Source organism: Streptomyces sp. ISL-87 (genome assembly GCF_018614095.1).
GTDB lineage: Bacteria > Actinomycetota > Actinomycetes > Streptomycetales > Streptomycetaceae > Streptomyces.
In genome coordinates, this window is record NZ_JAGGOY010000105.1 from 18,859 (window position 1) to 33,179 (window position 14,321).

13 protein-coding genes and 2 pseudogenes are annotated in these 14,321 nt (G+C 69.2%); 9 read left to right on the top strand and 6 right to left on the bottom strand.

Annotated features, from left to right (window positions below; translation table 11 throughout):
* Positions 1-133: 133 nt before the first annotated feature.
* Both J7I97_RS31765 and J7I97_RS31770 read right to left on the bottom strand, forming a co-directional pair.
* Entirely contained in the window at positions 134-1,900 is a 1,767-nt protein-coding gene (locus tag J7I97_RS31765) for an Imm49 family immunity protein (protein ID WP_308369417.1), read from the bottom strand.
* 312 nt (positions 1,901-2,212) lie between these two features.
* Positions 2,213-2,701, bottom strand: a pseudogene (locus J7I97_RS31770) (helix-turn-helix transcriptional regulator); the annotation flags it as partial.
* On the opposite strand from J7I97_RS31770, the gene J7I97_RS31775 reads away from it, so the two are divergent.
* The 6 genes from J7I97_RS31775 to J7I97_RS31795 all read left to right on the top strand — a co-directional run bounded on the left by J7I97_RS31775 (position 2,682) and on the right by J7I97_RS31795 (position 7,679).
* Entirely contained in the window at positions 2,682-3,017 is a 336-nt protein-coding gene (locus tag J7I97_RS31775) for a hypothetical protein (RefSeq protein WP_214941967.1), read from the top strand. The pseudogene J7I97_RS31770 and the gene J7I97_RS31775 overlap by 20 nt on opposite strands.
* Before the next feature lie 254 nt (positions 3,018-3,271).
* The gene (locus J7I97_RS31780; RefSeq protein WP_308369416.1) at positions 3,272-3,868 is read left to right on the top strand and encodes a transaldolase family protein; all 597 of its coding nucleotides are present in this window, start codon (positions 3,272-3,274) and stop codon (positions 3,866-3,868) included.
* A 205-nt stretch (positions 3,869-4,073) separates the two neighbouring features.
* Positions 4,074-5,327, top strand: coding sequence for an NAD(P)/FAD-dependent oxidoreductase (locus J7I97_RS31785; RefSeq protein ID WP_214941970.1), 1,254 nt, complete (start codon positions 4,074-4,076; stop codon positions 5,325-5,327).
* 21 nt (positions 5,328-5,348) lie between these two features.
* The gene (locus tag J7I97_RS39170; RefSeq protein ID WP_308369415.1) at positions 5,349-5,912 is read left to right on the top strand and encodes a trehalase-like domain-containing protein; all 564 of its coding nucleotides are present in this window, start codon (positions 5,349-5,351) and stop codon (positions 5,910-5,912) included.
* The gene (locus J7I97_RS31790; protein ID WP_251059353.1) at positions 5,863-7,200 is read left to right on the top strand and encodes a glycoside hydrolase family 15 protein; all 1,338 of its coding nucleotides are present in this window, start codon (positions 5,863-5,865) and stop codon (positions 7,198-7,200) included. Before J7I97_RS39170 ends, J7I97_RS31790 begins: the two co-directional genes overlap by 50 nt.
* Complete coding sequence (locus tag J7I97_RS31795; RefSeq protein WP_214941973.1) at positions 7,197-7,679, top strand: hypothetical protein; 483 nt, start codon at positions 7,197-7,199, stop codon at positions 7,677-7,679. Before J7I97_RS31790 ends, J7I97_RS31795 begins: the two co-directional genes overlap by 4 nt.
* 332 nt (positions 7,680-8,011) lie before the next feature.
* On the opposite strand, the gene J7I97_RS31800 is transcribed toward J7I97_RS31795, so the two are convergent.
* The 3 genes and pseudogenes from J7I97_RS31800 to J7I97_RS31810 form a co-directional block, all read right to left on the bottom strand.
* Entirely contained in the window at positions 8,012-8,827 is an 816-nt protein-coding gene (locus J7I97_RS31800; protein WP_214941994.1) for an oxidoreductase, read from the bottom strand.
* Positions 8,828-8,923: 96 nt separating this feature from the next.
* A pseudogene (locus J7I97_RS31805) lies at positions 8,924-9,695 on the bottom strand (NADP-dependent oxidoreductase); the annotation flags it as partial.
* Between the two features lie 32 nt (positions 9,696-9,727).
* Positions 9,728-10,414, bottom strand: a complete 687-nt coding sequence (locus J7I97_RS31810) for an SDR family oxidoreductase (protein ID WP_214941976.1) — start codon at positions 10,412-10,414, stop codon at positions 9,728-9,730.
* 115 nt (positions 10,415-10,529) lie between these two features.
* On the opposite strand from J7I97_RS31810, the gene J7I97_RS31815 reads away from it, so the two are divergent.
* The 3 genes from J7I97_RS31815 (at position 10,530) to J7I97_RS31825 (ending at position 13,091) form a co-directional block, all read left to right on the top strand.
* Positions 10,530-11,090: a TetR family transcriptional regulator gene (locus J7I97_RS31815; RefSeq protein WP_214941979.1), complete on the top strand. Its 561-nt coding sequence runs from the start codon at positions 10,530-10,532 to the stop codon at positions 11,088-11,090.
* Between the two features lie 514 nt (positions 11,091-11,604).
* Positions 11,605-11,976 carry a hypothetical protein gene (locus J7I97_RS39180; protein WP_251059354.1) on the top strand — a complete coding sequence of 124 codons (372 nt, stop codon included), beginning with the start codon at positions 11,605-11,607 and terminating at the stop codon, positions 11,974-11,976.
* 722 nt (positions 11,977-12,698) lie between these two features.
* Positions 12,699-13,091 (top strand): nuclear transport factor 2 family protein, encoded by a 393-nt coding sequence (locus J7I97_RS31825; RefSeq protein WP_214941982.1) that lies wholly within the window; start codon positions 12,699-12,701, stop codon positions 13,089-13,091.
* A 106-nt stretch (positions 13,092-13,197) separates the two neighbouring features.
* Here the strand turns inward: J7I97_RS31825 and J7I97_RS31830 are convergent, their stop codons facing one another.
* Positions 13,198-14,202, bottom strand: coding sequence for an IS3 family transposase (locus J7I97_RS31830; RefSeq protein WP_214941985.1), 1,005 nt, complete (start codon positions 14,200-14,202; stop codon positions 13,198-13,200).
* Positions 14,203-14,321: the final 119 nt, after the last annotated feature.

Below are 14,321 nucleotides of genomic sequence, written 5' to 3' on the forward strand. Positions count from 1 at the left end.
GGAGCCGGAGCCGGAGCCGGAGCCGGAGCCGGAGCCGGAGTCGGCCCCGGTGCGCTGGGTTCTCTGGCCTTCAGTAAAAGTTATGGACAGGGGTCGGGGCTGTCCGCTGTCCGGCTGGACGTACGGCCGGGGCCTACAAGGGTTCGGCAGCCTGGAGGAGCCGCTGGGGCAGGTATGGGGATTCGACCCGGATATTCCAGCCCCGGCGGCGGGCGTGGCAGGCCAGGGCGAGGACGTTGAGGTTGATCGTGGCGTCGGGGTCTTCGGCGCGGTCGGCGACCCGGTAGTGGTCGCGATGGGCTTCGAGGGCGTCGGCCAGCGCCAGGTTGAAGCTTTCCTCATCGCCCTCCACGAGCTGCGACAGCAGGACGGCCGGCGGAGGGAAGAAGCCCCAGTCCTTGGCCTTCTCCACCTCCCGCAGCGCCCGCTCCGCAGCCTGCTCGTGTTCCACCCCCCTCAGATAGGCGTGGAGGGCCTCCCGGTACGCGGTGAAAGCCGAGCCGTCCTTGACGGCAAACGCGGGGCCGGTGAGGACCAGGGGGGCGAGATCCTCTCGTACGCCGGTGATCAGGGCGAAGGCGGTGGCGTTCTCCCAGGCGCCCGGGCCCGCTTTCTCGCCCCGCGCGGCCGTGTAGCGGAGGGTCTGGCCGTCAATGGCCACCTCGGCCTCGGTGCCCGGCTCGGCAAGGGCGATACGGAACAGGGCCGCCCCCATCTGGGAAGCCAGGCGCAGGTTCTTGAGCTGGGCGTCCGTGACGTCGGCGGAGTTCCCGGCGCGCCACTTGAAGAGGAGCTCCTGGTAGCGCATGGCGGTCCCGAGCCGCCATACGGCGAGGGGTTTTCCGTTCTCCGGGGTGAAGGCCTCGCGGGTGTACTGGTCGAACTGGGCCTCGGTCTCCTCCTGCACGGTGCGGTCGTATACCGGCCGCTCGACCACCAGCGGTCCGGCGGCCAGCACGGCGACGGCGTCCGGACGCCGGTCGCGGCCGAAGCCCGCGACCCTGGGGCCGCTGCTCTCGAAACCGGTGATCAGGGCGTGCGGGAGGTATTCGGTGTGCAGGGCTGGCATCCAGCCCACGGTCCGGTACGCGAGCGCGGCCAGGCCGAGCGGCAGAAGCGGGAGGAGACTGCTCGGGGAGGCGCTGGGGCCGTACAGGGTGGCGTGCGGGAGCAGGAGGGCGGTCAGGCCCGCGTCGAACGCCTCCCGGTCCTCGGCGGCCAGGGCGCGCAGGGTCTTCAGCGCGACGCTGTCCGGCCGGTCGAGGAGGCTTTCGCCGGTCTCCTCCGCCCGGTTGCCGATGCGGCCCAGAGCGGCGTCGATGGCGACGAGCTTCGCCTGCGCGCTCGGGGGGTAGTCATCGTCATCGTTTCCGGTGTCGCCGATGACCTGGGCCATGAAGCCCGTGGCGAGCTCGCCGACGGGGGTTCCCTGTGCCTTCTCGGCGAACTTCTGGCGGGCGAAGTGGAAGGCCTCGCCGTGCCACTTGGCCTTGTCCGAGAGGATCGCGAGACAGAACGCGTCGATCCACTCGCCAGGGGTGACGCTCTCCTCGGCATCGTCCTCGTCGCTACAGGGGTCGTAGCCCATCCCGAAGTTCACGTAGTCGAGGGTGATGTGGAAGTCGCAGTGCGGGAAGTACGCCGCGAACGCGACGGCGCCGGCCGCGGCCTCGGTGGCGTCCTTGAGGGCGGCCTTGGCCTCGGGGGTGTCGAGGTCGGGCGTCTCGACGGAGAGGGCACCCAGGTAGTCGAGGAACTCGTCCGCGATCGCCTGCCACTCGTACGTGGCCATCCGGCCGGCCTTCGACATGGACCGGACCTGCCCCCCGATCCGGTTCGCGAAGCCCTCGCGCGCCGCCGAAAGGACTGCCCCGCCTACCTGGTGACGCTCTATCCGCACTGCACTGCTCCTTGATGCCGGTTCGTGCGGACAGCCTAGGCGCGGCGTCTGACGGGCGTGCGGACGGGTGCTGCTGGAGAGGGGATGCCCCCGAAGGAACTGGCCCGCGGCGCGCTCGGCGCCGGCCAGGTCGATGCCGCCGGTTTCGTGGACGACGCGCAGCGGGGCGGTGGTGGGTATCGGCGGCTGGGGCCCAGGGATGCCGGCGGGGCGAGGGCAGGTCAGCCGTGTACGACGCCGGGACCGTGGCCGGTGCGGCGATGTCCACGATGTACTTGCGGGGTAGGGGATCGGGGGCGGTCGTGGTGGTTCTCAAGGGCGCGGCGCCGTTGCGGGCGGTGAGGGGGCAGGCTGGAGGCGTACGCAGCAGTGGCCGGGGCCGGGCTCCAGGCATGCCTGGAGGCCGCCTTCGTCGAGTCCTTCCAGTACGCCGGTGAGCAGGTGGAGGTTCATGCCGCACACGGTCTGGGTGTGTTCGCGGGCGAGCGCGTGGAAGGGGCAGTTGCCCAGAACGATGGCGTGATCGTCGTAGCGGGGTTCGAAACCGTTGCCTTCGAGCAGGGCGAACAGATCCGTCTGGTCCGGTCCGGCGAGCTGTGTGCCGAGCTCGTGGGCCTTTCGGTGCAGGGCGGTCCGGACTGGTTCGCCGGTGGCTTCGGATTCTTCCAGCGCCTGGGCGAGGAGCCGTCCGGCCAGTTCGTAGTGCCGCTCCGGCAGGCTGACGGTGACCTGCTTGGTGGAACGCTTGTAGAGCTTGGCGGGCCGGCCCGCTCCCGGGCCGGTGCGTCCGCTGCGCCGTCGGCTGGACAAGTTCGCCAACCTGCTCGTCGACTGGCCCACCTACCTCGCGCCCTGGATCAACGACATCGTCCCGGGCAGCGCACAGGCAGCCATGTACGCCGTCGGAGTGATCGAGATCGTCGCGGGCCTTGCCGTCGCCATCGCCCCGCGCTTTGGGGGCTGGCTGGTCGCCGGATGGCTCGCCGGCATCATCGTCAACCTGCTGACCATCCCCGGGCACTACGACGTCGCGCTGCGCGACTTCGGACTCCTGCTCGGTGCAGTCGCCCTCGCCCGGCTCGCCCAGCACTACCACGGCAAGCGGCAGCCCCACTGACAGCCCGTGAGGGACACAGACGGCGACGAGGCGGGTGAGCGTCAGGGGGCTCACCCGCACGCGAGGCCGTGGCGGCCTCGACAGCCCGGGGCGCAGTGCGCATCTGCCCGGCATCGAGTCGCCGGCGTGGTCGCCGGCCTCCTGGCGTGTGAAGGAGGTCTGTGCCCCGCCCGTAGACGATCCGGGCGGCGCGCAGAGGGCATCGCCCGAAGCGACGCGAGGGAGAAGACCGTGAGTGGGACCGCTACGACCAGGTGCTCGACGCCTTCCTGGACGGCATGGGCAGGGCGCATGCGGCGGGACGTGACCTGGTCTCCATCGCCTCGGTGGCCTCCTTCTTCGTCAGCCGGGTGGACACAGAGGTCGACAGCCGACTGGACGCGATCGGCACCCTCGGGGGCACGGACCTGAGGGGGCGGGCCGCGATCGCCAACGCCCGCCTGGCCTACCGGCACTTCGAGCAGGCGTGCGCATCAGAGCGATGGAGGGCCCTGGCGGCGGCCGGGATGCGCCCCCAACGCCCGCTGTGGGCCTCCACCGGGGTGAAGGACCCCGCCTACGACGACACCCGCTACGTCGACGAACTGGTGGCGCCAGGGGTGGTCAACACGATGCCGGAGCAGACCCTGCGCGCGGTCGCGGACCACGGCCGCATCCAGGGCGACGCCATCCATGGCAGGGATGCGGCAGCCCAGCAGGTACTCGATGACCTGGAGGCTGTCGGGGTGTCCTATGACGACGTGGTGCGTGTGCTGGAGGAGGAGGGCATAGCCAAGTTCACGGCCTCTGGCAACGAGCTGTTCGAGCAGCTGGATGCCGCACTGCACCGCAAGCGTCCCGCCGCAGCCTGATGCAGCTGGTCGCGGGCCGGACGGTCCCGTGTGGAGCAGCCGCCTGCGATCACCGGACGGCAGACACACCCGGGAAAACCTCAACCGCCCGCAGCGCAGTGTCATCGAGGACGATGGGCTGGCCACATGCACGCCGGTCGGGACCAGCTCGCCGGGCGGACCGCCATCGGTCTGCGGGCAGAACTGACGCAGCAGAGGAGAGGACATGGCCGCGAACACAGGATTCGTGATCGTCGGAGCCGGCCTGGCTGGTGCGAAGGCAGCACAGACACTCCGGGAAGAGGGATTCGACGGGCCCCTCGTGCTGCTCGGAGAGGAGAGCGAGCGTCCCTACGAACGGCCGCCGCTGTCCAAGGGCTATCTGTTGGGCAAGGAGGAGCGTGAGACGGTCTATGTCCACCCTTCCCAGTGGTACGCCGAGCACGACGTAGACCTGCGCCTGGGCGCCACAGCGACCGCGATCGACCCGGCCGGACATGATGTAGCGCTCGCTGACGGCAGCCGCATCGGCTACGCGAAGCTGCTCTTGACCACCGGCTCCTCACCGCGCCGCCTGCCGGTGCCCGGAGCCGACCTCGACGGGGTCCACTACCTGCGCCGGCTCCCGGACAGCGACCGCATCAAGGAAGCCTTCGAGTCCGCATCCCGCATCACGGTGATCGGCGCCGGCTGGATCGGTCTGGAGACCGCGGCCGCCGCCCGCGCGGCCGGTGTGGAGGTCACGGTCCTGGAGACGGCGGAACTGCCCTTGCTGCGCGTACTGGGCCGCGAGGTGGCACAGATCTTCGCCGACCTGCACACCGATCACGGAGTCGAGCTGCGCTTCGGCGTCCAGGTCGCCGAGATCACCGGCGAAGACGGCCGGGCGAATGGCGTGCTGCTGGCCGACGGCAGCCGCGTCGACGCCGACGCGGTCATCGTCGGGGTCGGCATCACCCCCAACACCCAGCTCGCCGCGGCCGCCGGACTCGACGTCGGCAACGGCATCCGCGTCGACGCCCGCCTGCGCACCTCGCACCCGGACATCTACGCCGCCGGGGACGTCGCAGACGCCTTCCACCCGCTGCTCGGCAAACACATCCGCGTCGAGCACTGGGCCAACGCCCTCAACCAGCCCCAGGTCGCGGCCAAGGCGATGCTGGCTCAGGACGTGGCGTACGACCGCGTCCCGTACTTCTTCACCGACCAGTACGACCTCGGCATGGAGTACACCGGCTACGTGGAACCCGGCGGTTACGACCGGGTCGTCTTCCGCGGCCGGACCGACACCCGCGAGTTCATCGCCTTCTGGCTCGCCGAAGGCCGGGTAATGGCCGCCATGAACGTCAACGTCTGGGACGTCACCGACCCGCTCCGCGCCCTCGTCACCTCCCGGAAACCGGTCGATCCGACGCGGCTCGCCGACCCCGGCGTACCCCTGAGCGACCTTCTCGACCGACCCGACCCGACTGGACGATAGCCCGGAGAAGGTGGTCTTAAGGTGACAGCCCCGCCTCCCGCATCCGGCCGCACCCCGACCGACCCGTACACCGCACAGCCGGTACGGACGGACGGGTACGCGCAGTTGCGGGACTACGCCGTGATCGGGGACGGGCGCTCCGCCGCGCTCGTCGCCCGCGACGGCTCGGTGGACTGGCTGGCCTGGCCCGACCTGGACTCGCCCACCTTGTTCGCCGCCGTCCTTGACCAGGCCCGCGGCGGCAGGTTCCTCCTCCAGCCCGACGTGCCCTACACCGCAGCCCGCCGCTACCTCCCCGGCACCAACGTGCTGGAGACGACGTTCACCACCGCGCACGGCACGGTCCGGCTGACCGACGCGCTGGCCCTCCCCGACAACCTCTCCCTGGCGCCCGGTCGGGAACTGGTCCGGCGGATCGAGGGCCTCGCCGGCAGCGTCCCCATGCGCTGGAGCGTCCAGCCGCGCTTCGAGTACGGCACTCGCGCACCGAGCATGACCCGGCGCGCCGGGATCCCGGTGGCGGTCTCGGGGCCCGATGCTGTCGCCATCTGCGCCTGGAACGCGGGAAAAGCCGCAGTGCACTGACGACGCCGTCACCGCCCGATTCGAGGCGGATGCCGGTACCCGGGCACTGATCGCCCTGGCATACGCACACCAAGAACCGCTGGTCCTGCCCACTCGCGCCGAGTGCGAGGACCGCCTGGACAAGACGAGCGCCACCTGGCGCCGGTGGGCCGACAATCGCACCTACACCGGACCATGGCGCGAGGCGGTGCTGCGCAGCGCCCTCGCCCTCAAGCTCCTGGTCTTCGCGCCCTCCGGCGCGGTCGCCGCCGCCGCGACCACCTCGCTGCCCGAGGAGCTCGGTGGGAAACGCAACTGGGACTACCGCTTCAGCTGGATCCGTGACTCCGCGTTCACCCTGGATGCGTTCCTCAAGCTGGGCTGTGCGCCGGAGGCCACCAGCTACTTCTGGTGGCTGATACACGCCTCCCAGCTCACCCATCCCCGCCTGGACGTCCTGTACCGCCTCGACGGCGGCACCCGCACACCCGAGCGGACCCTACCCCTGTCGGGCTACCGAGGCTCGGCGCCCGTGCGCGTCGGCAACGCAGCCGCCGAGCAGCTCCAACTCGACACCTACGGCGAACTGCTGCAGACAGCCTGGCTGTACACCACCGCAGGCCGAAGGCTCGACGCCGACATCGCCCGCAGACTGGCGGAGACCGCAGACTTCATCTGCACCGCCTGGCAGCAGCCCGACGCAGGCATCTGGGAGGTACGCAGCGGTCCCGAGCACTTCACCCAGTCCAAGATGATGTGCTGGATCGCCCTCGACCGCGCCCTCGACCTGGCGAAGCGGCAGCTGATCCCCGACCGGCACTCTGCCCGCTGGCGGCGAGAGCGACAGGCCATCGCCGAGTTCGTCGACGACCCCTGCTTCAACCCGCGTCTGAACAGTTACGTGCGCTCCGCCGACGGCAACGCCCTGGACGCCGGTCTCCTGCTCGGTCTGCTCCACCGCTATCGCCCGCCCGACGACCCGCGCATGCGCGGCACCGTGGCCGCCATCCAGCGCACCCTCCAAGACGGCCCCTACGTCAACCGCTACCTGCGCCCCGATGGCCTCCCCGGCAGCGAGGGCGCCTTCCTCGCCTGCTCGTTCTGGCTCTCCGAAGCGCTGGCCCTGGTCGGTCGCGTCAATGAAGCCGCCCACCTCATGGACCAGCTCATGGCCCTCGCCAACGATGTCGGCCTGTTCAGCGAAGAGGTCGACCCCACTACGGGCATCTTCCTCGGCAACCTGCCCCAGGGCCTGTCCCATCTGGCTCTGATCAGCGCCGCCTGCACGATCGGGGAGGCCACACGATGAGCATCTGGGCCGTACTGGCGGGCGGGTTCGTCGGCACCCTCGTCCTGACCACCGGCCTGCGCGCAGCCAACGCCGCCAACCTCACCCGCATCGACCTGCCGTTCCTGCTCGGCACCGCCTTCACCAGCAACCGGACCCGCGCCAAGGCCCTCGGCTACGGCGTGCACTTCGTCAACGGCCAGGTCTTCGCCCTGCTCTACTACGCCGTCTTCGCCGCCATCGGCTACAGCAGCTGGTGGCTGGGCACCGTCTTCGGCCTCGTTCACGGCCTGTTCGCCGCCACCGCGCTGGTCAACATCCTGCTGCCCCTCGTGCACCCGCGCATGGGCACACCCCACACCAGCGCCCCCGATGTCGCGCTGCTGGAACCACCCGGCTTCCTCATGCTCAACTACGGCCGCGGCACACCCACCGTCACGCTCGCCGCACACCTCGCCTACGGCACCATCGTCGGAGGGTTTCTCGCATGGCCCGAGTGAGGGAGCCCTTGGCCAGCGCTGCTCAGGTGCTGCTCCAGAGAGCCAGCTTACGGTCTTACCAATGCTGAAACCGTGACTCACTGGGCTGAGCTGCCCACCCTGCCAGGCGGGATGACGCACGTCGTTCTTGGGGAAGACGTGCAGTCAGCTCTCCAGAACACATGTAGCGCTCGTCCTGTCACCTGACCCACAGCCGGCTCGGACACAATCGTGCCCCCGCGCGCCAAGGAGTCGCCGGCCGTCGACGCGCTCGCCGAGATCCGGTTCATGGGCCGCCAGATCCGCCTGCACGTGGTCCTGATCGCGCACGCCAACTGTCGTGCAAAGGCACATCAGCCTGCCAGCTTGTTGAACTTGCGGATCTGTTGGTCGAAGACCCGCGCCGGAACGATGCGGCGCAGCATGCTGAGACGTCTCGCGAATGGGCCGGCGGTGTAGCGCAGCTTCGGCTTGGGGGTGGTGGCTGCCTTGGCGATCGCCTGGGCGACGGTGGCGGGGGCGTCGCCGCCCTTGACCGCTTCCGCGACGACCTGGTCAGTGATGCGGCGCTGTTCGGCGTAGACCGGCAGCGGCGTGTCGGGCTGCACGATGTTTCCTTCGAATGCGGTGTTGGTCCCGCCGGGCTCGACGAGAAGGACCCGGACGCCGTGCTCGCGGACCTCGTGGTCCAGGGACTCGGAGTATCCCTCGACCGCGTGCTTGGACGCGACGTAGACGGCCATGTAGGGCTGGGGGATGAACCCGTAGACCGACGACATGTTGATGATGCGCCCGCGGCGCTGGGCCCGCATGTGCGGCAGGACGGCCTTCGTCATGCGGAGGACGCCGAAGAGGTTGATGTCGAAGACGCGCTGGTCCTGCGCCAGGGAGCTTTCCTCGGCGGCGCCTGTTGAGCCGATGCCGGCGTTGTTGACCAGGACGTCGATCCGGCCGAACCGTTCGATGACCTGCTGGACCAGCGTGGTGACCGACGCGTCACTGGTCACGTCGAGGTCGAGGAAGGTCACGCCGTCGCGTGGGGTGACCTTCGAGGTGTTCCGGCTGGTTCCGACCACCTCGAAGCCGGCTTCGACGAGTGCGAGGGCGGCCGCCTGCCCAATACCGGAGGACGCGCCTGTCACGAGTGCTACCGGTCGTTTTGTGATCATCATGAACTCCTAAAGGTTTTGATCGTATTCATAGGCTTTTACGGGCATCTGGGGCGTCAGCCGACAGCCAACGCGGGTCTTCGAGCGGCTGTGTCAGGCCATGGCCGTCCGGAGGATCAGGTTTGCTCCCAGCTCCCTTGCGAAGGCGGAGTCGGGAGGGCCGGCGATGCTGGTGGCCTTCCCGCCGGGCTTGAGGACCTGCAGGGACTTCTCGAGGTTCTCGCCGCCGAGTGGGTCGAGGACGACGTCGTAGTCGTGCAGGACCGTCTCGAACGCCTGCTTCTTGTAGTCGACGACGTCCGCGCCCAGGCTCTTCACCAGGTCGATGTTGGCCGTGCTGGTGGTCGTGGCCACGCGGGCGCCCAGGTGTTTCGCCAGCTGGATGGCGATGGTGCCGACGCCGCCGGAGCCCGCGTGGATGAGGACCTTCTGGTCCGGCTGCACGTGTGCCCGCCCGACCAGGGCCTGCCACGAGGTCAGGGCGACCAGGGGGAGGGATGCGGCCTCCTCCATGGTCAGTGTGGCCGGTTTGCGTGCCACGTCGTCCTGGTGCACCGCGATGAGCTCGGCGAACGTGCCGATCCGGTCCTTGCCGGGCCGCGCGTACACCTCGTCGCCCACCGCGAACCCGCGTCACGGCCGAACCCACCTCGATCACCGTCCCGGCCAGGTCGTTGCCCAGGATGAACGGGACCCGGTACGGCAGGACCGCCTTGAACTCCCCGTCCCGGATCTTGAGGTCGAGCGGGTTGACGCTCGCCGCGTGGATCCGGACCAGGACGTCGTCCGCGCCCACGTGCGGCTGCGCCACCTCAGCGGCACGCAGCCCGGCTTTGTCGCCGTAGCGCTCGACCATGAAGGCCTTCATCGTCGTCTCCGTCCTTCTCGTGGGTTGCGCGCTCACGCCGCGTTCGGCGCCAGGGCCAGGCCCTGCTTGACGAGCCGGGTGACGTCGTCGGCAAGGATCTCGGGCAGGTCCTGCTCGATGCCGTCCAGAGCTTGGGCGGCGACGTCGGCGGGGTCGGCCTTCTGATCGGCCGGAATGACACGGGCCATGTCGGTGTCCATGTACCCGACGTGCAGCGCCGAGACGGTGATGCCGCGCGGCGCCAGCTCCTCGCGTGCGGCGTCGGTCAGTGCCCAGGCGGCGGCCTTGGCTGCCGCGTAGGCGCCGAGGCCGGCGGGGTGGAGCCAGGACAGCACGGACAGGACGTTGAGTACGGCGCCGCCGCCATTGGCCTCGATGACCGGGGCGAAGGCCCGGGTCACGGCGAGCGGCCCGAAGAAGTTGGTCTCCATCTCCAGGCGCACCGTGTCCAGGTCGCCGGCGATCAGCGGGGTGCCGGTGGAGATCCCCGCGTTGTTCACCAGCAGCGTCGCGTCGGAGGCGAAGCGTGCTGCGGCCCGGATGGATGCCTCGTCGGTCAGGTCCAGGCGAAGCGGGGTGACACCGGCCAGGTCCACGGTCTCGGGGCGGCGGGCCGCGACGTAGACGGTGGCTCCGCGCTCCAGGAGCTGGGCGGCCATCTGGCGTCCCAGCCCTCGGTTGGCTCCGGTGACCACGGCGACCGCGTCCTTGAGTTCCATGTCTGCTCCCTGCACTGCTGTCGCCCGAGGACCGGGCCGACATTTAGATTATGACTGTAATCTAACCTGGAGTCTAGGATAGATGGCAACCGACATCCAACCGGGGAGGTGGCCGATGAGCCGCGTGTCACAGACGCAGGCGCAGGAGAACCGGCAGCGGGTCGTGGAGATCGCCTCCAGGCTGTTCCGTGAGCAGGGCACCCACGTCAGCGTCGCCGACCTCATGAAGGCCGCCGGCCTGACCCACGGCGGCTTCTACAAGCAGTTCGCGTCCAAGGGGGCACTCGTCGACGAGGCCACGGCTCATGCCTTCGGCGAACTCGCCCAGCTCCACACAGCTGGTCTCGAGCGGCACGCCGGACAGCGCGAGGCTGCGCAGCGGGAGCTGATCGACACCTACCTCTCCGTCGAGCACCGCGACAACGCGGCGGACGGCTGCCCCGCTGCCGGGCTCGCCGCCGACATGGCGCGCGCAGGTGGCAATCGCGAGGCCCACCGCGTCTACGCTGAGGGCGTGCGCGCATTCGCCGACTCGCTGGCCACCGAGGACCAGGACGGCATCACCCGGCTGTGCACCATGCTCGGAGCTCTCGTCCTGGCCCGCGCCACCTTGGACTCCCCGCTCTCAGAGGAGATCCTCACCACCGCACGCGCAGCCTTGACGGCAAGCGGCTGATCCGAAAGGTCCCAGCTGACGGACGCACTGTTGTGCACGGACGGGCCGGTGCGGACATTGGTCGATCTCGCAGCTCGCGCCCGAACACCGTCGTGGCCACGGGGCCCTCTGCGGAGGGCTCAACCGGGGCCGGCTCGATGTCACCCGGCTGCGTCGCGCCCTGGCAGGGCTGCCGCTGCCGAGGACGGCAGACGGCAGACGGCCGGCTCGTCCTGGCGGTGGACGTCTCACCGTGACCGCGTCCGGATGCCAAGCACGTGCCCGGACCGATCGTTCTGCCACACGTTGGCCGGGGCGAGGGAAAACACCAAATGGTCCCGGGCTGGCCGTATTCGATCGTGGCCGCGCTGGAGACCGGCCGCACGTCATGAACCGCGGTGCTGGGACGCGGTCCGACTGGAGCCCGGGGCGGACGTCGTCGCGGTGACCGCCGTCCAGATCCGGGACGTGGCCGAGCCGCTTGTCGCCGGAGGTCAGTGGCAGGAAGACGATCCTGAGGTCCTGGTGGTGCTGGATGCCGGTCGCTTTCCTGCTCGCCGGTCTGCCGGCGCAGATTCTGAGCTGTCTGCGCTCGGACCGGGATATGCGGCATCCGACACCGCCAGGTGGCCACAGCCCGAAGGGTGGCCGGCCGCCGAAGCACGGTGGCGAGTTCGTCTTAGGCGACGCCGCGACCTGGGGCGCCGAGCAGGCCGTGACCGTCACCGATACCCGCCTCTACGGGCAAGGCGACGGCCCAGGCACGGGACCGGCTGCACCCGAGGCTGACGCGTCGGGCGGCCTGGCTGGAGCACGACGGACCCCTGCCCATCATCGAGGGCACCGCATCCGCCTGGTCGTCGACAAACTGCCCAGCGGCGGGGTGAACAAGCCGGTCTGGCTCTGATGGTCGAGCACCGACGCGGACGCGACCGATGTGGTCCGCTGCTGGCAGTCCTCTGGCAGTCCCTTCTCCGCCGCTTCGACCTTGAACACGCCGCTCGGATCGAAAAACCACCACCCGGCCACCCGTCACGACGTGGGAGGGCCCTCGCTACCGGCGAGGCAGAGGCCCGCCCCCGCCCACCACAAGACAGGCACCAAACCTTGACGTACTGCTCGAACGACAAACCCCGTACTCCCAAGTTCCGTCACCAGGCAATATGGGTCCAGTGAAGGACCTACTCCCCGGTCTGCCGCCAGCAGACTCACGCAAGTGGCACAGCCGCCGATGGTGGGATCAACTGGGATATCTGCGCGTACGCTCCTTGGCAAACCCGAGCTGGTCCCGCGACATGCCGTGGCTGATCGCATGGTTGCGACGTGAGCGGTCGACCGCCCTCCCAACGGATTACGACCTCTACGACAAGGCGATCACCGCAGCTCAGGGCTATGCACGGACTCCCAGCCAGTCACAGGGCGCTGAACGCGCATGGGATCGACTTCTCGAACCCATCGACGAGTTGCTAGCGCGGCGGCAAGCACGGCACCTCTCCGACGTCCACAGGGCTCAAGCCGAGTCCTACCCCGGATGACCGCACCCAAAGAGGTGGACGGGAATGGCGACCCGGCGTGGCCATTGCCCTCCGCCCTGCTTCCCCGGGCATCCTCTGGGCTCAAGGAGGCTTCATGACTGACCATCCCAACATCGTCGTGTTCAGGCGCGCCATGGATGCCTTCTCGGCAGGTGACATGGATGCCCTGGCAGAGGTGTTCCACCCCGATGTGCGGTGGCACATTCCGGGCCAATCCCCGCTGGCGGGCGACTTTCAGGGCCGTGACGCGACCTTCGCCACATTCGAGCTCGACTTCCGACTGTCCGGCGGCAGCTACCGCCCGCAACTCCACGATGTGCTCGCCAATGACGCGCACACCGTCGCCCTGCTGCACGCCACGGCCTCCCGTGAAGGTATGGAGCTCGACATGGACTACGCCATCGTGTTCCACATCAGCGACGGAAGGATCACCGAGGGTTGGGAGCTGTGGGCCGACCAGAGGGCGTTTGATGCCTTCTGGTCGTAGCTTGGCGTTTAACCACTGACTGTGCGGTCACGGTGACGGTGGACGTTGTTGTGGTTGCTGGTCGCTGGCTTCGGAAGATTTCAAGTCCAGTGAGACGGTCGTGAGGCTATGAGGTTTGTGGTGTGGGTTCCCGGCGCTTGGCCGGGTTGTTGATCCATGCCTTCTGGGGTATCTCGGGTGGTCGGGGGCGGCGGCCGAAGCGTTCGGGGTGGCGGGCGTATGCCTGGGCGAGGGTGACGGCCCGCTGGTCGCGGACCTCCTCGGCGGTCCCGAAATGGACGGATGCCGGCGTGTGCCAGCCGATGCCCGAATGCCGGTGCTCATGGTTGTAGTACGCGATGAAGGCGTCGAACCACTCGCGGGCGTGGGCCAGGGAGTCGAAGCGTTCGGGATAGTCGGACATGTACTTCGTGGTCTTGAACTGGGCCTCGCTGTAGGGGTTGTCGTTGGAGACCTTCGGCCGCGAGTGCGACCTTGTCACCCCCAGATCGATCAGCAGCTGGGAGACCTTCTTGCTCGTCATCGAGGTGCCGCGGTCGGCGTGCACGGTCTCGGGCACGATGTGGTTGCGGGTGATGGCCTCCCGGATCAACTCCTCAGCGCGCTCAGCGGATTCGGCGGCCTCGACGGTGTGGCCGACGATGTAGCGGCTGAAGATGTCGATGATGACGTAGGCGTGATACCAGATGCCCTTGACCGGTCCGGCCGCCTTGGTGATGTCCCAGGTGAACACCTGTGACGGGCCGGTGGCGACCAGCTCGGGCACCGTCCTGGCGGGGTGGGTGGCCTGGCGGCGGCGTTCGCCGCTCTGGCCCCGCTCGCGCAGGATCCGGTACATCGTGGAGATCGAGCAGTGGTAGCGCCCGGCGTCCAGCTCGCGGGCCCAGATCTGTGCGGGCGCAAGCTCGGCGTACTCGTCGCTGTTCATCAGCTCCAGTACCGAGGCCCGCTCTCCGGCCGCCAGGGCCGAGGGCTGGACCTGCGGCGAGCGGGGCCTGCGCCGCGGCGGGGGCTGAAGCCGGCGGTAGTGGGTGGCGCGGGAGCGGCCGGTCAGCCGACACGCGGACGTGATGCCCAGCTCGCCCTCGATGCCGGTGAACGCGGTGTCCACGACCGGCTCGGAGGTGTGCTTCAGTCCGCGCTCTCGGAGATCATTTCCAAGAGCGCCGAAGCTTTTCCCAGGATTTCCAGTGCGGCCTTGTTCCTGGCCTTGTGTCCTGAACATGAAAG